This window comes from Streptomyces sp. sk2.1 (assembly GCF_008120935.1).
In the GTDB taxonomy this organism is placed as follows: Bacteria; Actinomycetota; Actinomycetes; order Streptomycetales; family Streptomycetaceae; genus Streptomyces.
Genome location: NZ_RDBO01000020.1, coordinates 536,158 through 558,627 on the forward strand (window position 1 = coordinate 536,158; position 22,470 = coordinate 558,627).

A 22,470-nucleotide genomic window follows, 5' to 3' on the forward strand; every position below is an offset into this window, starting at 1 on the left:
GGATCTCGTCGAGGCCGCGGGCGGAGAGGATGCGGTCGCGGGCGAGCACGTCGAGGTCGCCGGTGCGGGGGTCCTGCGGGAGGTAGCCCACCTCGCCGGAGCGGGTGATGGTGCCGCCGGCCGGGTTCCCCTCGCCCGCGAGGCACTTGGTGAGCGTGGTCTTGCCCGCTCCGTTGCGGCCGACGAGGCCGATGCGGTCGCCCTTGGCGATACGGAAGGAGACGGACTCGATGAGGACTCGGGCGCCGGCGCGCAGCTCGATGCCGGAAGCGGTGATCACGGTAAAACTCCAGGGCGGTTGGACGGCGGACGGGACGAGGGCGGAGGTGTCTCGACGCCGCTCAATGCACAAGGAGAATTGCCATACGGGCCATTCTACTGGGGGTGTGCAACTGCTTTTCCGCCCGCACCCGCCCTCTCCCCGCCGCCTCGCGCGGCGTCACCGCACCGCTCCACCGCGCGACGAAAAAGGGCATCGAAGGATGAACCGCCCGATACTCGTCGGAGGCGGCGAGGCCGTCGCGGCCGGAGCGGAGGGTGGTGCCCATGCAGTTCGACGACGACGCCGATCTGGACACGTCCGAGGTCCAGGACGTGCGCGGCAGCCGCATCCCGGGCGGCAGGGCCACCGTGGGCGGCGGCATCGTCGGCCTCATCGCGCTGGTCCTGGGGCTGTTCTTCGGCGTGGGTCCCGAGCAGCTCGGCCTGTCGTCCGGCGACCCGGACGCGGCACCGACCGCCTCGTCGGCCGCGCAGGTGGAGGAGGCCTGCCGGACCGGGCGGGACGCGAACGACCGGGAGGACTGCCGGACGGTCGCCGTGGTCAACAGCGTGCAGGACTACTGGGAGCAGGAGTTCCGGCGGCGGCAGGGGACGTACACGCCCTCGCGGACGATCCTGTTCTCCGACCGGATCGGCACCGCCTGCGGCTCCGCGACCTCGGCGGTCGGGCCGTTCTACTGCCCCGGCGACCGGAAGGTCTACCTGGACCTGGGGTTCTTCGACGAGCTGCGGACGAGGTTCGGCGCCGGCGGCGGACCGTTCGCCCAGGCGTACGTCGTGGCCCACGAGTACGGGCACCACGTGCAGGACCTGATGGGAACGCTGGAGCGGTCGCAGGACGGGCGGACCGGCGCGGACAGCAACGCGGTCAGGGTCGAGCTGCAGGCGGACTGCTACGCCGGGGTCTGGGCGCACCACGCGACGACCACCCCGGACGAGTCGACCGGACGGCCGCTGATCACCTCGCTGACGCAGGCGGACATCCGGGACGGACTGGACGCGGCGGCCGCGGTCGGCGACGACCGGATCCAGGAGAGGTTCCAGGGCCGGGTCACGCCGGAGTCCTGGACGCACGGCTCGGCGGCGCAGCGGCAGCAGTGGTTCACCACCGGTTTCCGCAGCGGCGACATGGCCGACTGCAACACCTTCCGCTGAGCCCCGGACGGGCCGCCGGGGCGGGTCGCCGCCGGTGGCCGGGCCGTTGCCGGTGGCCGGGCCGTTGCCGGTGGCCGGGCCGTTGCCGGTGGCCGGGCCGTTGCCGGTGGCCGGGCCGTTGCCGGTGGCCGGGCCGTTGCCGGTGGCCGGTGGAAGACTGAGACGCAGATCACAGAAATCGGGGCAGGCGGCACGGAAAGGGGTGAACGTCATGGCAGGCGCACCGGCCGGCGTTCCGACGATCTATCCGGCGATTCTGTACGACGACGCGAGAGCGGCGATCAGAACGCTGACGGAGGGGCTCGGCTTCACCGAGGAGGCGGTGTACGAGGGCGCGGGCGGCCAGGTCCTGCACGCCGAACTGTCCTGCGGGAACGGCAGGGTGATGCTGGGGTCCAAGGGCCGGGCGGGCGTCTTCGCCGAGGCGATGCGGGATTCGGGCCCGGTCGGGGTCTACGTCGTGGTGGACGAGGTCGACGCGCACCACGCGCGCGCCGTGGAGCACGGGGTGGAGATCCTGATGCCGCCCACCGACCAGGACTACGGCTCGCGCGACTACACGGCGCGGGACGCCGAGGGCAACGTGTGGACCTTCGGGACGTACGCGCCGGGGTCGGCGGACTGACCGCCGGACGAGCGGCCGGGGCGGGGCCGCTGTCGCCCGGCCCGCGGAGCACGGACCGGGCGCGGCACGCACCGGGTCACGCGCCCCCGGTGTGCACCTGGAACGCGGCCCGGCGCACCGCCTTGGCCAGTGCGGGGTCCGGGTGCGCGGCGGCCAGCGCCACCAGCACCTGCACGGTGCGCGGGTGGCCGACGGCCCGTACCTCGTCCAGCAGGGCCGGGACCGTGCCCTGGACGGCCGAGTCGAGGTGCCGGACCAGCAGTCCGGTCTCGCCGTGGTCGGCGACGGCCGCCGCGGTGTCGACCCAGAGCCAGGTGGCCTCCTCCCGGCTGAGGACGTCCTGGGCGTCCTCGGGGTCGGCCCCGTCGTACTCGGCCAGCCAGAGCAGCGCGTAGGGGCGCAGCGAGGGGTCGGCCGCGACGGCGCGCACCTCGGGCTCGGCGGGGGCGCCGACGACCCGGAGCGCCTCGAAGGCGAGTCCCCGCAGCAGCGCGTCCTCGCCTCGGGCGACGGCGAGGAGTTCGGCGACGGCGCTGCCGACGGGGCGGGCGGCCAGCCAGGCCCGGTACTCGTCGCGGGCCGGGCCGGGGGTGAGCCGGGCGCAGCCGAGCAGCATGTCGGCGGCGGACTGCTCGATGTTCCCGGCCGGGCTCTGGGCCGCGACGCAGATCTGCTCCAGCTTGACCCAGACCGCCCAGTTGCCGAGCGGGGTGAGGGTGGCGTGCCCGGTGCCGAGGGTGAGGGCGCCGACGGCGGCCAGTCCCTCCAGGGCCCAGTCCAGCAGGGCCGCGGGGTCGGCGGGAGGGGCGGACTCGGCCGGCGCGGGCAGCGGCTGCGGCCCGTACGGCACCTCGCAGCGTTCCTCGCGGAGTTCCGCGACGCGCTGGCCGAGCAGGTCCAGCAGGGCGGGCACGGTGACCGGGCCCGCCGAGAGCTGGAGGAGGGAGAGCACCTGCGGCACGGCCTCGACGGCCTCGGCGACCGCGGTGGACTCGATGTCCTCGGGCGCCGGGTGGACGAGCGACCAGGCGTCGAAGAGCGCCACCCAGCCGCGCAGGACGGCGGAGTCGTCGCGGTCCCAGGCGCGCAGCCGCCAGCCGGGGCGCGCGGTGTCGCCGTGCAGTTCGACGAGACCGGCGAGTCTGGCCCGGTCCCAGCCGGAGCGGATCTGGGCCGGGGACAACTCCAGGGCCGTCGCGGCCCGTTCGAGCGCCTGGGCGGCGAGCGGTGGTGCGCCGGGAATCGCGCCGTCGGCCGCCCAGCGGGCGATCCGTACGGCATCGGCGAGAACCGTCCTGGCCTGGCGGGCCAGTTCGGACCGGGGCGGGGTGCCCTCCGGTGGCCGGGGGGCCGGCCTGGTGCGCCGGGTGGTCACGGCCTTGCGAGCGGTGGCAAGGGGTCGCGGGCGGACAAGTCGCAGCCTGGAGTCGCGCGGGGTACGGGACGTCACGGGGAGCAGTCTTGCTCCTGAGCGCCCGAAAGCCCAAACGGAGTCCGGATTCCCGGTGGAGGAGGTGACGGGCCGGATCGGGAACCAAACGCCCGATCCCTCCCATCGGATCACATCAGGGGCGTCAGGAAACGGCGCAGCGTCTCCTCGTAGCGGTCCGGGCCGGCGTTCCACATCGCCGCGTGCGGTGCCTGCTCCACGGTGTGCAGGGCGATCAGGTCCGGGCGGCGGGCGGCGAGGTCGCGGGACGGCTGCCAGGGGGCCAGCCGGTCGTCCGGTCCGTGGAAGATCACGGCCGGGGCGCGCAGGGCGTCGGCGAGGGAGCCGTCGAGGAGCCGGGCGCCGTGCAGTCCGGTCTGTCCCTGGGCGGCGCGGACGGCGAGCGGCAGCAGCGCGGCGGGGATCCCGCGGGCGACGGCGAGGGCGCGCAGCGTGGTGGCCCAGTCCAGGACCGGGGAGTCGAGGACGAGGCCGCAGATCCGGTCGCGGAGCGCGGAGTTGACGGCCGCGTGCAGTGCCATGGAGGCGCCGGTGGACCAGCCGTGCAGGACGACCTTCTCGGCTCCGTACCGCACGGCGAAGCGGATCGCGGCGTCCAGGTCGCGCCACTCGGATTCGCCGAGATGGGCGAGGCCGTCGGGGGACCTCGGGGCTCCGGCGTCGCCGCGGTAGGCCAGGTCGAGGACGGGCAGGCGCAGGCCGTGCAGGAACCTCATGAGGTTCATGGGGTGTTCCCTGGTGGTGCCGAGGCCGTGCACGGTGATGACCCAGGTGTCGCGGGGGCCGGGCAGGAACCAGGCGGGCAGGGCGCCGAGTTCGCCGGGGATCTCGACCTCCTCGTGGCCGAGGCCGAGGGCGGAGCGGGGGTCGCCGCTGTGCAGCTGCGGGGTGATCCGGACCTTGGCGCCGGGTTCCAGGCTGCCCCGACTGACACGCTCCAGCCTGCGGACGACGGTGTCGGGGGCGTGGTGGGCGTTCTCGATCACCGGGCCGACGACGGCGTGGACGTCCTTGCCCGCCAGACCGTACGTACCGGGGCGCAGCGCGGCGAAGGAGCGGGTCAGGGTGACCTGCCCGGCCGCCGTGGCGTGCACGGTGAGTCTGCGGTCGGCGGGCAGCGGCCGTCCGGACGGCGCCTTGAGGGCGGCGTCGCTGGCGTACCGGCCGGCCGCGACCGCTGCCGCACCGATGCCGAGGATGGTGGTGACGGCTGCTGCCGTAACTGTTGCCGGGCGCACCGCTTCAGTGTCGCGGGGGGCGCGGCGCCGTGCCAGCGGACGGGTCCGTCCGGGTCCGGGCGGACGGGCGGGGCGGGCGAAGACTCAGCAGAGCACGGACCACGGACGAGCGGGTATGGGCGGGCCCGCCGGTCCACTACGCCGCCGCCATGCTCGGCGGGACCGTCCGGGTCGCGGCCTACGCGCGCTACGGCACCGACGAACTGGCCGCGAACATGCTCACCGCGCTGCGGGACCGCACGGGCTGCCTGCTCCAGAACCACGGCACGGTCACCCATGGGGCCACCCTGGACGTCGCTCAGCTGGGCCGGGGAGAGCAGGCTCGGGGTGCGGCCGGGCACGGAGCTCGCGGCGAGCCAGAGCCGGCAGAGCCACTCCAGCTGGGCGGTGCGGTCGTAGGCCTCGTCCAGGGTGGCCCCATGGGTGACCGTGCCGTGGTTCTGGAGCAGGCAGCCCGTGCGGTCCCGCAGCGCGGTGAGCATGTTCGCGGCCAGTTCGTCGGTGCCGTAGCGCGCGTAGGCCGCGACCCGGACGGTCCCGCCGAGCATGGCGGCGGCGTAGTGGACCGGCGGGACCTCGGGGACCAGGGTGGAGACGGCCGTGGCGTGCACCGCGTGGGTGTGCACGACGGCGGACGCGTCGGTGTTCCGGTAGACCGCGAGGTGGAGCGGGAGTTCGCTGGTCGGGGCCAGTTCGCCCAGGACGCGGTTGCCCGCCAGGTCGACGCCGACGGCGTCCTGCGGGCCGAGCCGGTCGTACGGCACTCCGCTCGGTGTGACCAGGACCGTGTCGCCGACCCGTGCCGACACGTTTCCCGAGGTACCGACGACGAGGCCCTCGGCCGCCGTCCTGCGGGCGGTGGCGACGACACCGTCCCAGGCCCGCCCGATCGCGTCCCGCTGCTGATCGCTCATGCGCCGATCCTGTCAGGCCGGAGGGCGGACGGACACGTGTTCGGCCGGGACGGGGGCGGCCGGGGCCGGTCGGTGGCCGGTTCCTTTCCCTGCGGGCGGGCGGCTCGCGGCCCGGGGGACGGCCCCGACGGAGCGGCGGGTTCCGGGCGGGGCCGGGAGCCGGTCCGCCCGGTTGCGGCGCGCACGGTCGAACAGGCGCCCGGACCCCCTCCGCCGGTCGCGGACGGAGACAAGCGGAATGCCATCAATCGCTTGGCAACACCGCAACGCCCTGCTCAGTTCATCTTCCGTTCACTAAGGTTGCCTACGGTCTACGCACCAATGACGTCGAACGATTGCCTGGGTAAATGGAACACATCACGCTGCTCCTCGCGATTGTGATCGTGACAGCTCTAGTGTTCGATTTCACGAACGGTTTCCATGACACCGCCAACGCGATGGCGACGACCATCTCGACCGGTGCACTCAGACCGAAGACAGCGGTGGCCATGTCCGCCGTTCTCAATCTCGTCGGCGCGTTCCTGTCGGTGGAGGTCGCCAAGACGATCTCCGGCGGGATCATCAACGAGGACGGGCTGCGAACAGAAGTGATCTTCGCGGCACTCGTCGGCGCCATCCTGTGGAATCTGCTGACCTGGCTGGTCGGACTGCCGTCCAGCTCCTCGCACGCCCTGTTCGGCGGCCTGATCGGCGCGGCCGTCATGTCGGCCGGCTGGTCCTCCGTCAACGGCGGCACCGTCGTCACCAAGGTGCTGCTCCCCGCGGTCGCCGCCCCGATCGTCGCCGGACTGGCCGCGCTGCTGGCCACCAGGCTGACGTACCGGATCGGTGGGAAGATCCGCAACGACGCCCAGGAGAAGGCCACCGCCAAGGGTTACCGCGCCGGTCAGATCGCCTCGGCCGGACTGGTCTCCCTCGCCCACGGCACCAACGACGCGCAGAAGACCATGGGCATCATCACCCTGGCCCTGGTCACCGGCGGCGTCCTGAGCCCCGGTTCCAACCCGCCGGTCTGGGTGATCGTCTCCGCCGGTCTGGCCATCGCCCTCGGCACGTACCTGGGCGGCTGGCGCATCATCCGCACCATGGGCAGCGGCCTCACCGACCTCAGGCCGCCGCAGGGCTTCGCCGCCCAGACCAGCGCGGCCACGGTCATCCTGGCCTCCTCGCACCTCGGCTTCTCCCTCTCCACCACCCAGTCCTGCTCCGGCGCCGTGATGGGCGCGGGCCTCGGCCGGCAGGGCGGTGTGGTCCGCTGGTCCACCGCCACCCGGATGTTCGTCGCCTGGGGCCTGACCCTCCCGGCCGCCGGTCTGGTCGGCGCGGGCGCCGAGCTCCTCACCAAGCAGGGCACCTGGGGTGTCGTCGTCGTCGCGGCGCTGCTGGTCGCGGGTTCCGGCTCGATCTGGCTGATCTCGCGCCGCAAGCCGGTCGGCCACGACGACGTCGCCCCGTCGGACGTCGACGTCGAGCCCGCGGGCGTCGTCACCACGGCCATCGCCGCCGTCAGCCCGCCGCCCACCGCGGCCCAGGCACCGGTCCAGAACCTCACGGCCACCATCGCGGCCCCGGCCGCAACCACCACCACCCAGGACCCGGCGCGACCCGCCACCGTCTGAGCGGGCCGTCCAGGCCGGCCGTCTAAGGAATCAGCATGAAAATCGACTGGGCAGCCCTCGGTTCCGTGTTCGGCGTCTCCCTCGTGGTCACCGTCGCCCTGGTGGGCCTCTTCACCCTCGGCATCGTCGGCCTCTCCAAGCAGGCCGAACCGGCGGCGCAGGGCGGCTCCGGCGGCTCGGTGCTGCTGGCCCGCGCCGGGGCGTACGCCTGCTTCGCGCTGTGCGCGGCGGCGGTCGCGTACGGGATCTTCCTGATCGTCGCCTGATCACACGCGTCACGCCCGAGTACATGCGTGACGTCCGACGCGCCCACGCATGACGCCCGAGCACACGCGTCACGGCTGAACACACGCGTCACGGAGGGCCGGACACCCGCGAGGTGTCCGGCCCTCCGCCGTGCGCCCGGCGCGATGTGGGTCTCAGCACACTGCGCCGCCGCAGGTCAACGGCAGGTTGACGGGCGTTCGCGGGGCGTGGTGGACTGCCGGAGCCAATCACGGCGACAGCAGAGGAAGCCGGTGCGAATCCGGCGCGGTCCCGCCACTGTCACCGGGGAGCGGTCCCCCAACACCGGAAGTCACGGCACGCGCGAGCGGGCTGGAAGGCCGGGGGAACCGCGGATCCGGGAGCCAGGAGACTCTCGTCGCCGGTCTCGTCGAACCAGGGCGCGGACCCTGAGTGAGGACATATCACCATGCCTGGCTGCCGTGCGTCCGTCGTCGGGGCGCTCTCGCCGAGAGCCGCCCGTACCGGGATCCTCCGAGGCACGACGGCCGGTTGAGCGTGCGAGCCGACCGCGTCTTCGCGTACGGCGCCGCCGCCGGTCTGCTCGGCGACCTGCTGCTCGGTGACCCCCGCAGGGGGCATCCGGTGGCCGGGTTCGGGCGGGCCGCCGCGGGCGTCGAGCGCCGTCTGTGGCACGACCACCGCGGGTGGGGCGCGCTGCACACCCTCGTCTGCGCCGGGGGCGTCGCCGGTGGTGCCGCGCTGGTGGCCCGCGCCCTGCGCGACCGCCCCGCCGCCTCCGTCGCACTGACCGCCGCGACCACCTGGTCCGTCGTCGGCGGCACGTCCCTGGGTCGCGAGGCCCGGGCCATCGGCGACGCCCTGACGGCCGGTGACATCGAGCTGGCCCGCGAACGGCTGCCGCATCTGTGCGGGCGCGACCCGCAGTCCCTCGACGGGCCGCAGATCGCCCGCGCCGTGGTGGAGTCCGTGGCCGAGAACACCTCGGACGCCGTGGTCGGCGCCCTGGTGTGGGGCGCGCTGGGCGGGGTGCCCGGACTGGCCGGCTTCCGGGCCGTCAACACCCTGGACGCCATGGTCGGCCACAAGTCGCCCCGGTACCGGCGCTACGGCTGGGCCTCGGCCCGCCTCGACGACCTCGCGGGCTGGCCCGGCGCCCGGCTCACCGCCCTGCTCGCCGTGGCCGCGGGAGGCCGGCCGGGCGCGGCGGTACGGGCCTGGCGGGCCGATGCCGGCCGACACCCGAGCCCCAACGCGGGCCCGGTGGAGGCCGCGTTCGCGGGCGCGCTCGGCGTACGGCTCGGCGGGACCCTCGCGTACGGCGGCCGGGTCGAGCACCGTCCCGTGCTCAACGGGGAGGCCGGGCGGGCGGTGGAGGGCGCGGACATCGAGCGCGCGGTGCGGCTGTCGCGCCGGGTGGGCGTGCTGGCCCTGGGCGTGTGCGCGGCGGGCCGGTTCGGCGTGTCGTTCGCCGCCCGGCGGATCGCGGGGCGCCGGGCGGCCGTGACCGACGTGGCAGGACCCCGCATCCCCGGACCCCGCACCCCAGGACGGAGAAACCCATGAGCGGCGGGCTGCTGATCGCCGGAACCACCTCCGACGCCGGCAAGAGCGTCGTCACCGCGGGCATCTGCCGCTGGCTGGTGCGCCGGGGCGTGAAGGTGGCGCCCTTCAAGGCGCAGAACATGTCGCTGAACTCGTTCGTCACCCGTGAGGGCGCCGAGATCGGGCGCGCCCAGGCCATGCAGGCCCAGGCCGCCCGGGTGGAGCCGTCCGCGCTGATGAACCCTGTACTGCTCAAGCCGGGCGGCGACCGCTCCAGCCAGGTCGTCCTGATGGGCAGGCCGGTCGGCGAGATGAGCGCGCGCGGCTACCACGGCGGCCGGCAGGAGGCGCTGTTCTCCACGGTCGTGGACTGCCTGGAGCAGCTGCGGGGCACGTACGACGCGGTGATCTGCGAAGGGGCGGGCAGTCCGGCCGAGATCAACCTGCGGCGCACGGACATCGTGAACATGGGGGTCGCACGGGCGGCGGGCTTTCCCGTGGTGGTGGTCGGCGACATCGACCGCGGCGGGGTCTTCGCCTCGTTCTTCGGCACGACGGCGCTGCTGGCCCCCGAGGACCAGTCGCTGATCGCGGGCTACCTGGTGAACAAGTTCCGCGGCGACGTGTCGCTGCTGGAGCCCGGCCTGGAGATGCTGCGCGGGCTCACCGGGCGGGGGACGTACGGGGTGCTGCCCTTCGCCCACGGCCTGGGCATCGACGAGGAGGACGGCCTGCGGGTCTCGCTGCGCGGCGCGGTGCGCGAGTCGGTCGTCGCCCCGCCGCACGGCGAGGACGTGCTGCGGGTCGCGGTGTGCGCGGTGCCCCTGATGTCGAACTTCACCGACGTGGACGCGCTGGCCGCCGAACCCGGCGTCGTCGTCCGGTTCGTGGACCGGGCCGAGGAGTTGTCCGACGCCGACCTCGTCGTGGTGCCGGGCACCCGCGGCACCGTGAAGGCGCTGGCCTGGCTGCGCGAGCGCGGTCTCGCCGACGCGCTGGTGCGGCGCGCGGCCGAGGGCCTGCCGGTTCTCGGCATCTGCGGCGGCTTCCAGGTGCTCGGCGAGCACATCGAGGACGAGGTCGAGTCCCGCGCGGGCCGGGTCGAGGGTCTGGGCCTGCTGCCCGTGCGCATCCGCTTCGACCGCGAGAAGACCCTCGCCCGTCCCGTCGGCGAGGCGCTCGGCGCGCCCGTCGAGGGGTACGAGATCCACCACGGCGTCGCGGACGTGCGCGGCGGGGAGCCGTTCCTGGACGGGTGCCGAGTCGGTGCCGTGTGGGGCACCCACTGGCACGGCTCGCTGGAGAGCGACGCGTTCCGCCGCCGCTTCCTGGCCGAGGTGGCGCGGGCCGCGGGCCGGCGTTTCGTCCCCGCCCCCGACACCGTCTTCGGCGCGCTGCGGGAGGAGCAGCTCGACCGTCTCGGCGACCTCGTCGAGGAGCACGCCGACACCGACGCGCTGCTGCGGCTCATCGAGTCGGGCGCGCCGTCGGGCCTGCCCTTCCTTCCGCCCGGCGCGCCCGCGGCACCCGGGGCGCGCATGAACACCCCTTCGGGCACCGCGCCGGGAGCCTCCCGGGCAGTGCCGTCGGCCCGGACCGACGTCCCGGCCCCGACCGGCTCCGACACCGGCAAGACCGCCGCCCCTCGTTCCTCCAAGGAGGCACCGTGAGTACGCCGTACCCCTTCACCGCCGTCGTCGGACAGGACGACCTCCGGCTCGGGCTGCTGCTGAACGCCGTATCGCCCGCCGTCGGCGGGGTGCTGGTGCGGGGTGAGAAGGGCACCGCCAAGTCGACCGCCGTGCGGGCACTCGCCGCGCTCATGCCGGACGTCCCGGTGGTTCCCGGGTGCCGTTTCTCGTGCGACCCGGCGTCGCCCGACCCGGCGTGTCCGGACGGCCCGCACGGGGCCGGGGGCGGCGTGTCGCGGGGGGCCCGGATGGTGGAGCTGCCCGTCGGCGCGTCCGAGGACCGGCTGGTCGGGGCGCTCGACATCGAGCGGGCGCTCGCCGAGGGCGTCAAGGCGTTCGAGCCCGGCCTGCTGGCCGCCGCGAACCGGGGCATCCTGTACGTCGACGAGGTGAACCTGCTCCACGACCACCTGGTCGACGTCCTGCTCGACGCCGCCGCCATGGGTGCCTCGTACGTGGAGCGCGAGGGCGTCTCCGTGCGGCACGCGGCCCGGTTCCTGCTCGTCGGCACGATGAACCCCGAGGAGGGCGAGCTGCGCCCGCAGCTGCTCGACCGGTTCGGGCTGACCGTCGAGGTCGCCGCGTCCCGCGACACCGACCAGCGGGTCGAGGTCGTGCGGCGGCGCCTGGCGTACGACGCCGACCCGGCGGGTTTCGCCGCCGAGTGGGCCGCCGAGGAGGGCGCCCTGCGGGAGCGGATCGCCGCCGCGCGGGCGCTGCTGCCCGAAGTGCGGCTCGGGGACGGGGCGTTGCGGCAGATCGCGGCGACGTGCGCGGCCTTCGAGGTCGACGGGATGCGCGCGGACATCGTCATGGCGCGGACCGCCACCGCGCTGGCCGCGTGGGCGGGGCGCACGGACGTGCTGGCCGAGGACGTGCGGCAGGCCGCCCTGCTCGCGCTCCCCCACCGCCGCAGGCGCAACCCGTTCGACGCGCCGGGGCTGGACGAGGACAAGCTCGACGACACGCTGGAGCAGAACGGCGGCGGGGACGAGGACCCGGACCCGGACGGCCCCGGTGGCGGCGGCCGGCCCCCGCACGACGGCGGCCCCGACACGCCGCCGCGGCCCGAGGGGGAGAGCGCCGACGCGCCCGCCCCGTCCGTGCCCGAGCAGGACCGGGGACAGGGGCAGGAGCAGGGGCAGGAGCAGGGGCAGGGGCAGGAGCAGGGGCAGGGCCGGCCGTCCGGGGGCGGCGAGCAGCGGCCGGTGGGCGCCACCGAGCCGTTCCGGACCCGGATGCTGAGCGTGCCCGGCCTGGGCGAGGGCGCGGCGGGACGGCGGTCCCGGGCGCGTACCGAGCACGGGCGCACGACCGGTTCCCGGCAGCCGCGGGGCGCCCTGACCAAGCTTCATCTGGCGGCGACCGTGCAGGCCGCCGCCCCGCACCAGCGGGCGCGCGGCCGTTCGGGGCCGGGGCTGGTGGTGCGGCGGGACGATCTGCGGCAGGCGACGCGAGAGGGGCGCGAGGGCAATCTCGTGCTCTTCGTGGTGGACGCCTCCGGGTCGATGGCCGCCCGGCAGCGGATGGGTGCGGTGAAGGGCGCGGTGCTCTCGCTGCTGCTGGACGCGTACCAGCGGCGGGACAAGGTCGGGCTGGTCACCTTCCGGGGCCGGGAGGCCGAGGTGGCGCTGCCGCCGACGTCGTCGGTGGACGCCGCGGCGGCCCGGCTGGAGCTGCTGCCGACCGGGGGGCGCACCCCGGTCGCGGCCGGGCTGCTGAGGGCCCACGAGGTGCTGCGGGTGGAGCGGTTGCGCGATCCGTCGCGCCGGCCGCTGCTGGTCGTGGTGACCGACGGGCGGGCGACCGGGGGCCCCGACGCGGTGGCGCTGGCCGCGCGGGCGGCCCGGCTGCACGAGGCGCAGGGCATCGCGTCCGTCGTCGTGGACTGCGAGTCGGGGCCGGTGCGGCTCGGTCTCGCGGGGGTCCTCGCGCGTGAGCTCGGGGGCAGCGCCGTCACGCTCGACGAGCTGCGGGCCGACTCGATCGCCGGGCTCGTCAAGGACGTTCAGGAAACCAACAGGAGGGCTGCTTGATGCCGCAGGGACAACCGACCACCGTGCCCGACGACGGGCTCACCACCCGTCAGCGCCGCAACCGCCCGCTGCTGATGGTGCACACCGGCGTCGGCAAGGGGAAGTCGACGGCGGCCTTCGGGATGGCGCTGCGCGCCTGGAACCAGGGCTGGCCGATCGGGGTGTTCCAGTTCGTCAAGTCGGCCAAGTGGAAGGTCGGCGAGGAGAACGCCCTGAAGGTCCTCGGTGCGAGCGGCGAGGGCGGGTCCGTCGTCTGGAACAAGATGGGCGAGGGCTGGTCGTGGGTGCAGCGCGACGGCCAGATGGACAACGAGGAGGCGGCGCGCGAGGGCTGGGAGCAGGTCAAGCGCGACCTGGCCGCCGAGACGTACCGGCTGTACGTGCTCGACGAGTTCGCGTACCCGATGCACTGGGGCTGGGTCGACACCGCCGAGGTGATCGAGGTGCTGCGGTCCCGTCCCGGTACGCAGCACGTGGTGATCACCGGCCGCAACGCGCCGCAGGAGCTGCTGGACGCGGCGGACCTGGTGACCGAGATGTCGAAGGTCAAGCACCCGATGGACGCCGGTCAGAAGGGTCAGCGGGGCATCGAATGGTGAGGGAACCCCGGTGAACGTTCCTCGACTGGTGATCGCCGCGCCCTCGTCGGGCAGCGGCAAGACCACCGTGGCCACGGGGCTGATGGCCGCCTTCGCCGGGCGGGGCCTCGCCGTGTCCCCGCACAAGGTCGGGCCCGACTACATCGATCCCGGCTACCACACGCTGGCCACGGGGCGGCCGGGGCGCAACCTCGACGCGTACATGTGCGGCCCCGACCGGATCGCGCCGCTGTTCGCGCACGGGGCGCGGGGCTGCGACCTGGCGGTGGTCGAGGGGGTGATGGGGCTGTACGACGGTGCGTCCGGGCAGGGCGAGCTGGCGTCGACCGCCCAGGTCGCCAAGCTCCTGCGGGCGCCCGTGGTGCTGGTCGTGGACGCGTCGTCGCAGTCGCGTTCCGTGGCCGCGCTGGTGCACGGCTTCGCCTCGTGGGACCCGCAGGTGCGGCTGGGCGGGGTGATCCTGAACAAGGTCGGCTCCCAGCGCCACGAGATGCTGTTGCGGGAGGCACTGGAGGAGTCCGGCGTACCGGTGATGGGGGTGCTGCGGCGGGCCGGGCAGCTGGCCGTGCCGTCCCGTCATCTGGGTCTGGTCCCGGTGGCGGAGCGGCGGGGCGACGCGGTGGACGCGGTCGAGGCGATGCGGGCGCAGGTGGTGGCCGGGTGCGACCTGGACGCGCTGCTGGCGCTGGCGTCCTCCGCGCCCCCGGTGGGCGGCGGGGTGTGGGACGCGGCGGCGGAGGTGGCCGGCCACGGTGGGGCCGTCGTGCCGCCCGCCGGGGACCGGGAGGGACCGCGGCGGATCGCCGTCGCCTCCGGTGCGGCCTTCACCTTCTCCTACGCCGAGCACACCGAACTGCTCATCGCCGCCGGGGCCGAGGTCGTACCGTTCGACCCGCTGCGGGACGAGGCGCTGCCCGAGGGGACGCGGGGGCTGGTCATCGGCGGCGGGTTCCCCGAGGTGTACGCCTCGGAGCTGTCCGCCAACGCGGCGCTGCGCCGGTCGGTGGTCGAGCTGGTGGCGTCCGGGGCGCCGGTGGCCGCCGAGTGCGCGGGGCTGCTGTATCTGGCCCGCTCGCTGGACGGGCTGCCGATGTGCGGGGTCCTCGACGCCGAGGCGCGGATGTCCGAGCGGCTGACGCTCGGTTACCGGGCGGCGGTGGCGGTCTCCGGCAGTGTGCTGGCCACGTCCGGCACCCGGGTGCACGGGCACGAGTTCCATCGGACCGTGCTGGAGCCGGGGGCCGGGCCCGCTCCGGCGTGGGGCATGCACCAGCCCGAACGACGCGTCGAGGGCTTCGTGCACCGGGGCGTGCACGCGAGCTATCTGCACACGCACTGGGCCGCGGTGCCCGCCATGGCCCGCAGGTTCGTCGAGAGGTGCGGGGGATGAACCACGGCCGGGGCGGGGGCCCGTGAGGCGCCCGGGGGCGGTGTGCCGTCCGGGCGTCGCGTGGCACCCCGGTGCGGTGTGCCGTCCCACGGCCGAGGGGTGCCCGGGGGCGGTGCGGCGGTCATTCCGCGATGCCCACCACCAGCCAGATGAAGCCCACCCCGGCGACCGTGCACAGCAGCGTGGAGCGGGCCGGGTGTTCGTGGTGCGCCTCGGGCAGGATCTCGGTGGCGGCGAGATAGAGCAGGGCACCGCCGAAGAAGCCGAGATAGCATCCGAGCAGTTGCTCCGGAAGGGTGAACACCAGGGTCGTCGCGGCGCCCACGATCGGTGCAGCGGCGTCGGCGAACAGCATGATCAGGGCCTTGCGGCGGGCGTTCCCGTACAGGCTGGTGATCGTGTAGGTGTTGAAGCCGTCGGCGAAGTCGTGCGTGATCACGGCGAGGGCGACGGCGGCGCCCATGCCCGCGCCCACCTGGAAGGCGGCGCCGAGCGCGATGCCGTCCATCAGGCTGTGGCCGACCATCGCCGCCGCCGCGGTGAGTCCGACCTGCGGCACCCGCTCCCCGCCCGCGCCGTGTGCCGCCCGGCGCACGGCGAGCAGCCGTTCCACGAGGTGGGCGAGGAGGAAGCCGCCGACGAACAGCAACAGCGCGGCCGGGACGCCGAAGACGGGTTCGCCCGCGGCCCCGATCGCCTCCGGCAGCAGGTCCAGGCCGACCACGCCGAGCATCAGTCCGCCGGCGAAACCGAGCACCAGATGGCGGCGGTCGGTGACGCGTTGGGCGACCCAGCCGCCCACCAGGGTCATCAGGAACGCGCCGAGCGCGACGAACACCGCCATGCGCCCTTGCTAGCCGATCGACCCCACCGCGCGCATCCCGGCCCTCCGGAAGGAGCCCGATCCGTGCCCGGCACCGGGGCGGACGACCGGACGGCGGCCGCGCGGCTCGTCGTGGGCGTCGGCGCGTCCAGGGGCGTACCGGCCGACGAGGTGCTGGGGCTGGTCCGGGACGTCCTGCGCGGGGCCGGGCTCCGGCCGTCGGACGTCGTGGAGCTGGCGACCGTGGACGCGAAGGCCGACGAGCCGGGGATCGTCGAGGCGGCCGTGCGGCTCGGTGTGCCGCTGCGGACGTACCCGGCCGACGAGTTGGCCCGGATCGAGGTGCCCGGCCCGTCCGGCGCGTCGCTGGCCGCCGTCGGGACGCCGTCCGTGGCGGAGGCCGCCGCGCTCGCCGCGGGGGGCGATCTCCTCGTGCCGAAGCGGAAGTCGGCGCCCGAGGGGCGGCCGGCGATGGCGACCTGCGCGGTGGCGCGCCGCGCCCCGGACGGTACGCCCGGCACTGCCGGTACACGCGATACCGCCGTTACATCCGGCACATCCGATACATCCAGCGCATCCGGCACGACCGGTACGCCCGGTTCGGCCGCCGAGGAGTTACCGGGCGACGCGACCGGCTCCTGAGGACCCCGGCCGTGTGGAGCCGGTCCGTTCGACGGAACCGGTCCCGTTCGCGGAGCCGGCCCCCGTGAAGCCGGTGTGACGTGCGACCCCGACCGTTGCGTGAAGCCGGGTGCCGGGCGCATAGTCGTTCTGCCGTACTCCCTCCCACCGGAACCCCGTTCGAGGACGGCGTGGGGCCGCCACCGCGGCCGCGCTTCCACTCCGACGACTCCGGCCGTCACCACCACCCCCACGGCGGTCATGCACACTCCCATCGAAAGTCCCGACGCGGCAGGCGCGGGCGCGCACGATCTGCGGCACCACGGTGACGTGGAAGTACGGGGACCGGGCAGGGATCTGACCGATCTCGCCGTCAACGTACGGACCGGTACGCCCCCGGCCTGGCTGAAGGCCCGGATAGCCGAGTCCCTGGGCTCGCTCGCCGCCTACCCGGACGGCGGTGCGGCGCGGGCGGCGGTGGCGGCCCGGCACGGGCTGCCCGTGGAACGGGTGTTGCTGACGGCGGGTGCGGCGGAGGCGTTCGTCCTGATCGCACGGGCCCTGCCGGCCCGCCGTCCGGTCGTGGTCCATCCGCAGTTCACCGAGCCGGAGGCGGCGCTGCGCGCGGCCGGGCACGAGGTGCGGCGGGTGCTGCTGCGGGCCGAGGACGATTTCCGGCTGGATCCGTCGGCCGTGCCCGAGGACGCGGATCTGGTGGTGGTCGGCAATCCGACCAACCCCACGTCGGTGCTGCATCCGGCGGCCGTCATCGAGCGACTGGCCCGTCCCGGGCGGACGTTGGTGGTCGACGAGGCGTTCATGGACGCGGTGCCGGGCGAGCGCGAGGCGCTGTGCGGGCGCACGGACGTCCCCGGACTCGTCGTGCTGCGGAGCCTCACCAAGACCTGGGGGCTCGCGGGGCTGCGGATCGGGTACGTGCTGGCCGCCCCGGAGACCGTTCGCGCCCTGGAGGAGGCCCAGCCGCTGTGGCCGGTCTCGTCCCCGGCGCTGGCGGCGGCCGAGGCATGCATGGAGCCGCGGGCCCTGGCGGAGGCGTCCGGCGCCGCGGAGCGGATCGCGGTGGACCGGGCCCATCTCGTCGCGGGACTCAGGGAGTTCACCGAGGTCCGGGTCGTGGAACCGGCCGAGGGGTCGTTCGTCCTGATACGGCTGGACCGGGCCGCCGAGGTCCGGGAGCGATTGCGGGTCCTCGGGTTCGCGGCGCGGCGCGGGGACACGTTCCCCGGGCTCGGCCCCGAGTGGCTGCGGCTGGCGGTGCGCGACCGGGTCACGACCAATCGTTTCCTCCAGGCGTTCGACCAGGCGCTGCAGGCACTGGGCGCGCCCGTCCACTGACGGGAGGCCCGCCGGGCCGGCCGACGTCCCGTACCGTCCGCGGGAAGCGGCGTCCGTACGACGGGACGCCGCTGCCCGCTCCCCCTCCCGGTGCCGGTGCGGGACCGGCACCGGGCGCTTCTCGGCCTCGGTGGGATCAGCCCCGGGCGCGGCGCCTGGCCAGGACCGTCGCCCCCGCGCCCGCCGCGAGCAGCACGGCCGCGCCGCCCGCGATGTACGGCGTCGTGGAGCTGCTGCCGGTCTCCGCGAGGTCCCCGCCGGTGGCCGACTCGCTGCCGGTGCCGGTCTGGGGCTTCACGTCGCCGCCGGTGGTGCCGCTCGTGGAACCGGCCGTGCTCCCGCCGCTGCCGGAGGCGCCCCCGTCACCGGAACCGCCGCTGCTCGCTCCCCCGTCGCCCGTACCGCCGTTGTCGGAACCGCCGCCGCTCGTGCCGCCGTCCGCTCCGCCGCTGCCCGAACCACCGGTGCCGGAGCCCCCGTTGCCGGACCCGCCGTTGCTCGTGCCGCCGTCGGTCGTACCTCCGTTGCTCGTGCCGCCGTTGCTCGTGCCGCCGTCGCTGCCGCCCGGGTCGGTGGTCCGCGGCGTCCGGCAGGTCGCCTCGACGAGCGTGACCTCGCCCCGTACGTCGGCGACGTTCAGCTTGAGCGGATTGACGGAGACCTTCAGCCGCAGGGCGGTCGCCGCCGCGGTGTTCGAGGTGGTGCTGGTCCGCGACAGGTCCAGGGTCACGTCACCGATGCCCGGGACGTCGACCCGGGTGGTACCGCTCGCGGTGAGCTCGACGCGCTTGCCGAGCACCGTCACGTGCCCCAGGACGTTCGACTCGGCGACCGGCTTGCGGCCCGTCGCGCAGACCGCCCGGGACGTGACCTTCTCGACCTCGACGAGCGACAGCGCGGGCAGGCCGGGCACATGGACCCGGGCCTTCACCACGTTGCTGTAGCCCTCGGCCCGGTGCTTGTCGACGGTCGCCCTGGAGGTGGCCACGTCGGCGCTGAGCACGCTGACCGGCCGGCCGCCCTCCACCCCGTCGAGTCGCACGCTGAGCGCGGTCTTCTTCGCGTCGGCGGGCGCCTGCACCTCATTGAGCGTGGCCCGGAGCGGCACGTCGATCGTCTTGTTCAGGAGCGAGACGTCGAGTGCGGTGCGGAGCACGACCGCGCTCGCCTTCCCGTCGCCGGTCGTCCTGGTGGCCGCGCCGCCGGCGTGCGCCGGGGCGGCGACCAGCAGGGCCACGGGAGCGGCGGCGACCGCCAGGGCGGCCAGGCGGAAGGTGTTGCTGTTCAAGATGGTGGAACCCCCACAAGAGACATGGAGCCACCGGCGCCCTCCAATGGGGGACATCGAGAACTCCGGTGGCCTCGACCCCGAAAGCTTTACGCACGAAGAGTGAACTCGCGGACACCTGAAGCGAGTTCACCCCAAAGGGGGGTTTCCGTGCCTGTATTCGAATATCTCGGTACGTTCGTTCTCCTCGCGTCACCCGATCCGCCCAGCGCGGGCGCCACCGGGACCGACCGCGCCGAAGTGCGCGCAGAAGTGTTCCAACGAGCCGACGGGGTGTCGGTAACTGCTCGTCAACACGGTGCGCCCAACCGCCGCCGCAGCCCCGGCCCCGGCCTCAGCCTCAGCCTCAGCCTCAGCCTCAGCCTCAGCCTCAGCCTCAGCCGATGATCCGTCCGTTCAGCACCACCCGACGCGGCCCCGCCAGTACCCGTACGTCCGCCCGCGGGTCCTCGTCGTACACCACCAGGTCCGCCGGGGCGCCCTCCTCCAGCGCCGGCCGCCCCAGCCACCGCCGCGCGCCCCAGGTCGTCGCGGACAGCGCGTCCAGGGCCGGGATGCCCGCCTTCACCAGTTCGGCGACCTCGTCGGCGACCAGGCCGTGGGCGAGCACCCCGCCCGCGTCGGTGCCGACGAAGACCGGGATGCCCGCGTCGTACGCGGCCCGCACCGTGTCGTGGCGCCGCTCGTGCAGCCGTCGCATGTGGTCCGCCCAGCGGGGGAACTTGGCCTCGCCGCCCGCCGCGAGCGAGGGGAACGTGGCGATGTTGATCAGGGTGGGGACGATCGCCACCCCGCGCTCGGCGAAGAGCGGAATGGTGTCCTCGGTGAGCCCGGTGGCGTGCTCGACGCAGTCGATCCCGGCCTCGACGAGATCGCGCAGCGAGTCCTCGGCGAAGCAGTGCGCGGTGACCCGGGCGCCGAGCCGGTGCGCCTCGGCGATGGCCGCCCCGACCGCCTCGCGCGGCCAGAGGGCGGTCAGGTCCCCCACCTCCCGGTCGATCCAGTCGCCGACGAGCTTCACCCAGCCGTCCCCGCGGCGCGCCTCCTGGGCGACGTAGGCGACCAGTTCGTCCGGCTCGATCTCGTGGGCGTAGTTCCGGGTGTACCGGCGGGGCCTGGCGATGTGCCGCCCGGCCCTGATGATCTTCGGCAGGTCCTCGCGGTCGTCGATCCACCGGGTGTCGGCCGGCGAGCCCGCGTCCCGCAGCAGCAGCGCGCCCGCCTCCCGGTCGGCGAGGGCCTGCCGCTCACTGGTCGCCGCGTCGACGGCGCCGTGGTGGTCGAGCCCGACGTGGCAGTGGGCGTCGACCAGGCCCGGCAGCACCCAGCCGGTGACGGTCACCGCCCCGTCCGCGCCGGCCGGCCGCCGGTAGGTGATCCGCCCGTCGGCCACCCAGAGCTCGTCCCGCACCTCCTCGGGTCCGACCAGCACCCGCCCCTTCACGTGCAGCACCTGCGATGCCTTGTGATCACTCATGGGCAGCACTGTACGAGGCCGCGTCCGGGGCCCTGGGTACGCTTCGACGGAAGCCCCGTCCGTACGCCTCGACCGCGCACCGACCCGATCCGACCCGATCCGAAGAGAGCACCACCGTGACGCACCCCTTCCTCGACCTCGCCCCGCTGACCGCCGCGCGCTTCGCGGCCATCGAGCAGCGGGTGGCCGGCCTCCTCGCCACCGAGCAGGACGTCGTCATCATGCAGGGCGAGGCACTGCTTCCCCTCGAAGGCTGCATCCGGGGCGCCGCCCGGCCCGGCTCGACCGCGCTGAACGTCGTCACGGGCCCGTACGGGCAGACCTTCGGGAACTGGCTGCGGGACTGCGGCGCCGAGGTGATCGACCTGGTGGTCCCCTTCCACACCGCGGTCACCGCCGAGCAGGTGGCACGGGCGCTGGACGAGCACCCGGAGATCGACTTCGTCTCCCTGGTCCACGCGGAGGCGGCCACCGGCAACACCAACCCGGTCGCCGCGATCGGCGAGGCGGTCCGTTCGCACGGGGCGCTGTTCATGCTGGACGCCGTCGCGTCGGTGGGCGCCGAGCCGCTGCTGCCGGACGCGTGGGGCGTCGACCTGTGCGTGATCGGGGCGCAGAAGGCGATGGGCGGACCGGCCGGGGTGTCCGCGGTGTCGGTGAGCGACCGGGCCTGGGAGCGGATCGCCGCCAACCCCCGGGCCCCGCGCCGCTCGTACCTCTCCCTGCTGGACTGGAAGGAGCGCTGGATCGACGGCGGCCGCAAGGCGCTGCTGCACGCCCCCGCCCAGCTGGAGATGCTGGCGCTGGAGGCGTGCGTGGAGCGGATCGAGGCCGAGGGCCTGACCACGCTGATGGCCCGTCACTCCGCCGCCGCGGCGGCGACCCGGGCGGGCGCGGAGGCACTCGGCGGCGGTCTGTCGCCGTACGTGCACGAGGCCGCGGAGGCGGCGCCGGTCGCCACGACGCTGCGCGCCCCCGAGGGCGTCGACGCCGCGGAACTGGTCGCGCGGGCGCTCGCGGCCGACCCCTCGCTGCCGCTGATCGCGGGCGGGGGCGCGCTGTCCAAGGAGATGATCCGGGTCAATCACTACGGTGTGGATGCGACGCGGGGCGCGGTGCTGTCCTCGCTCGCGGCTCTGGGGGCGGCGCTGGCCGATGCGGGCCGGCAGGTCGACTTCGAAGCTGCCCGCAAGGCCGTTTCGGAAACCTGGCCGAGCGAATAAATCCGAGTCCGGCAAAAATATTCCACAAATGCGGGGAGCTGCTCTGTCCAGAGCAGCTCCCCGCATTCTTCTGCCCGGTTTCCCCGACCCTAAACACCCGAGTTTTCGGAGCCCCGACCGGGGGTCCGGTCCACACAATTCCGTTGCGTCGCACGAGAGTTACAACCATGTGACCTACTCCACAGCCCGACCGTTATGCCTGATAAATAACGCCCAAAACAGAATAAAGCGCAACTCCGTCGCGCCGGGGCACGCGCCCGCGTGATAACACGATTGGGTACCCCACCCAACCCCTTGCCTCGATGCAATTTGGGAATTTGCTGGGTAAATTCAATTCACATGACCGCCGCACCAGCAGATTTTGCACGTGCCCGAAGCGAATTCATCACCATCGACACCCCACGAGTGGAGGACGGGGCCGCGATCTGGCGCATCGCCCGCGACTCCGAGGTCCTGGACCTCAACTCCTCGTACAGCTACCTGCTGTGGTGCCGTGACTTCGCGGCGACCTCCGTGGTCGCCCGCGACGAGACCGGTGGGCCGGTCGCCTTCGTGACGGGATACCTCCGGCCGGACCGCCCGGGGACCCTCGTCGTCTGGCAGGTGGCCGTCGACCACGGCCACCGCGGGACCGGACTCGCGGGAGAGCTGCTGGACGCACTGACCTCCCGGGTCGCCGCCGGGCAGGGGCTGGCCTCGGTCGAGACGACCATCACCCCGGACAACACCGCGTCGGACCGGCTGTTCACCTCCTACGCGCGGCGCCACGACGTGGCCCTGGAGCGCGAGGTGCTCTTCGACGGCGAGCTGTTCCCCGAGGGGACGCACCTGCCCGAAGTCCTGTACCGCATCGGTCCGTTCCACGCCTGACCGGCCCGCGCCCCGCCCGCCC

General features: G+C 74.3%; 18 protein-coding genes, 3 pseudogenes and 1 riboswitch. Of the genes and pseudogenes, 14 read left to right on the forward strand and 7 right to left on the reverse strand.

What is annotated here, in order from left to right; all coding sequences use genetic code 11:
* A partial coding sequence (locus tag EAO76_RS05875) for an ATP-binding cassette domain-containing protein (RefSeq protein ID WP_148835591.1) occupies positions 1-280 on the reverse strand: 280 nt, incomplete at its 3' end.
* A gap of 266 nt (positions 281-546) precedes the next feature.
* On the opposite strand from EAO76_RS05875, the gene EAO76_RS05880 reads away from it, so the two are divergent.
* Together EAO76_RS05880 and EAO76_RS05885 are read left to right on the forward strand one after the other, a co-directional pair.
* Positions 547-1,437: a neutral zinc metallopeptidase gene (locus tag EAO76_RS05880; RefSeq protein ID WP_148834023.1), complete on the forward strand. Its 891-nt coding sequence runs from the start codon at positions 547-549 to the stop codon at positions 1,435-1,437.
* Positions 1,438-1,648: 211 nt separating this feature from the next.
* Positions 1,649-2,062 carry a VOC family protein gene (locus tag EAO76_RS05885; protein WP_148834025.1) on the forward strand — a complete coding sequence of 138 codons (414 nt, stop codon included), beginning with the start codon at positions 1,649-1,651 and terminating at the stop codon, positions 2,060-2,062.
* 76 nt (positions 2,063-2,138) lie between these two features.
* Here EAO76_RS05885 and EAO76_RS05890 read toward each other — a convergent pair whose 3' ends face one another.
* A complete protein-coding gene (locus tag EAO76_RS05890; protein ID WP_148835592.1) occupies positions 2,139-3,437 on the reverse strand; it encodes a hypothetical protein in 1,299 nt (432 codons plus the stop codon).
* A gap of 185 nt (positions 3,438-3,622) precedes the next feature.
* A complete protein-coding gene (locus EAO76_RS05895) occupies positions 3,623-4,750 on the reverse strand; it encodes an alpha/beta hydrolase (protein WP_148834027.1) in 1,128 nt (375 codons plus the stop codon).
* A gap of 125 nt (positions 4,751-4,875) precedes the next feature.
* Here EAO76_RS05895 and EAO76_RS05900 point away from each other — a divergent pair.
* Positions 4,876-5,049: pseudogene (locus tag EAO76_RS05900) on the forward strand (class II aldolase/adducin family protein); the annotation flags it as partial.
* Here the strand turns inward: EAO76_RS05900 and EAO76_RS05905 are convergent.
* A pseudogene (locus EAO76_RS05905) lies at positions 5,041-5,664 on the reverse strand (class II aldolase/adducin family protein); the annotation flags it as partial. The pseudogenes EAO76_RS05900 and EAO76_RS05905 sit on opposite strands and share 9 nt — an antisense overlap.
* A 347-nt stretch (positions 5,665-6,011) precedes the next feature.
* Here EAO76_RS05905 and EAO76_RS05910 point away from each other — a divergent pair.
* The 7 genes from EAO76_RS05910 to EAO76_RS05940 all read left to right on the forward strand — a co-directional run bounded on the left by EAO76_RS05910 (position 6,012) and on the right by EAO76_RS05940 (position 14,790).
* Positions 6,012-7,283 carry an inorganic phosphate transporter gene (locus tag EAO76_RS05910; RefSeq protein WP_148834029.1) on the forward strand — a complete coding sequence of 424 codons (1,272 nt, stop codon included), beginning with the start codon at positions 6,012-6,014 and terminating at the stop codon, positions 7,281-7,283.
* A gap of 35 nt (positions 7,284-7,318) precedes the next feature.
* A complete protein-coding gene (locus EAO76_RS05915; RefSeq protein ID WP_148834031.1) occupies positions 7,319-7,549 on the forward strand; it encodes a hypothetical protein in 231 nt (76 codons plus the stop codon).
* Between the two features lie 241 nt (positions 7,550-7,790).
* A riboswitch (cobalamin riboswitch) is annotated at positions 7,791-7,923 on the forward strand.
* 143 nt (positions 7,924-8,066) lie between these two features.
* Entirely contained in the window at positions 8,067-9,095 is a 1,029-nt protein-coding gene (locus EAO76_RS05920; RefSeq protein ID WP_148835593.1) for a cobalamin biosynthesis protein, read from the forward strand.
* A complete protein-coding gene (locus EAO76_RS05925) occupies positions 9,092-10,744 on the forward strand; it encodes a cobyric acid synthase (RefSeq protein WP_262375286.1) in 1,653 nt (550 codons plus the stop codon). Before EAO76_RS05920 ends, EAO76_RS05925 begins: the two co-directional genes overlap by 4 nt.
* Positions 10,741-12,801: a putative cobaltochelatase gene (locus EAO76_RS05930; RefSeq protein WP_148834033.1), complete on the forward strand. Its 2,061-nt coding sequence runs from the start codon at positions 10,741-10,743 to the stop codon at positions 12,799-12,801. Before EAO76_RS05925 ends, EAO76_RS05930 begins: the two co-directional genes overlap by 4 nt.
* Positions 12,801-13,400 carry a cob(I)yrinic acid a,c-diamide adenosyltransferase gene (gene cobO / locus EAO76_RS05935; protein ID WP_148834035.1) on the forward strand — a complete coding sequence of 200 codons (600 nt, stop codon included), beginning with the start codon at positions 12,801-12,803 and terminating at the stop codon, positions 13,398-13,400. The genes EAO76_RS05930 and cobO overlap by 1 nt, the downstream gene beginning before the upstream one ends.
* A 10-nt stretch (positions 13,401-13,410) precedes the next feature.
* A complete protein-coding gene (locus EAO76_RS05940) occupies positions 13,411-14,790 on the forward strand; it encodes a cobyrinate a,c-diamide synthase (protein WP_148834037.1) in 1,380 nt (459 codons plus the stop codon).
* A 121-nt stretch (positions 14,791-14,911) separates the two neighbouring features.
* Here the strand turns inward: EAO76_RS05940 and EAO76_RS05945 are convergent, their stop codons facing one another.
* Positions 14,912-15,634, reverse strand: coding sequence for a ZIP family metal transporter (locus tag EAO76_RS05945; RefSeq protein WP_148834039.1), 723 nt, complete (start codon positions 15,632-15,634; stop codon positions 14,912-14,914).
* 105 nt (positions 15,635-15,739) lie between these two features.
* On the opposite strand from EAO76_RS05945, the pseudogene EAO76_RS47475 reads away from it, so the two are divergent.
* Positions 15,740-16,204 (forward strand): annotated as a pseudogene (locus EAO76_RS47475) (cobalamin biosynthesis protein); the annotation flags it as partial.
* Between the two features lie 150 nt (positions 16,205-16,354).
* Positions 16,355-17,590, forward strand: coding sequence for an Rv2231c family pyridoxal phosphate-dependent protein CobC (gene cobC / locus EAO76_RS45900; RefSeq protein WP_376042297.1), 1,236 nt, complete (start codon positions 16,355-16,357; stop codon positions 17,588-17,590).
* A 136-nt stretch (positions 17,591-17,726) separates the two neighbouring features.
* On the opposite strand, the gene EAO76_RS05960 is transcribed toward cobC, so the two are convergent.
* The gene (locus EAO76_RS05960) at positions 17,727-18,878 is read right to left on the reverse strand and encodes an SCO1860 family LAETG-anchored protein (protein ID WP_148834045.1); all 1,152 of its coding nucleotides are present in this window, start codon (positions 18,876-18,878) and stop codon (positions 17,727-17,729) included.
* Between the two features lie 376 nt (positions 18,879-19,254).
* The gene (locus tag EAO76_RS05965; protein WP_148834047.1) at positions 19,255-20,355 is read right to left on the reverse strand and encodes an amidohydrolase family protein; all 1,101 of its coding nucleotides are present in this window, start codon (positions 20,353-20,355) and stop codon (positions 19,255-19,257) included.
* A gap of 116 nt (positions 20,356-20,471) precedes the next feature.
* Between EAO76_RS05965 and EAO76_RS05970 the strand changes: the two genes are divergently transcribed.
* Complete coding sequence (locus EAO76_RS05970; protein ID WP_148834049.1) at positions 20,472-21,578, forward strand: alanine--glyoxylate aminotransferase family protein; 1,107 nt, start codon at positions 20,472-20,474, stop codon at positions 21,576-21,578.
* Between the two features lie 339 nt (positions 21,579-21,917).
* A complete protein-coding gene (gene ectA / locus EAO76_RS05975) occupies positions 21,918-22,448 on the forward strand; it encodes a diaminobutyrate acetyltransferase (protein ID WP_262375287.1) in 531 nt (176 codons plus the stop codon).
* Positions 22,449-22,470: the final 22 nt, after the last annotated feature.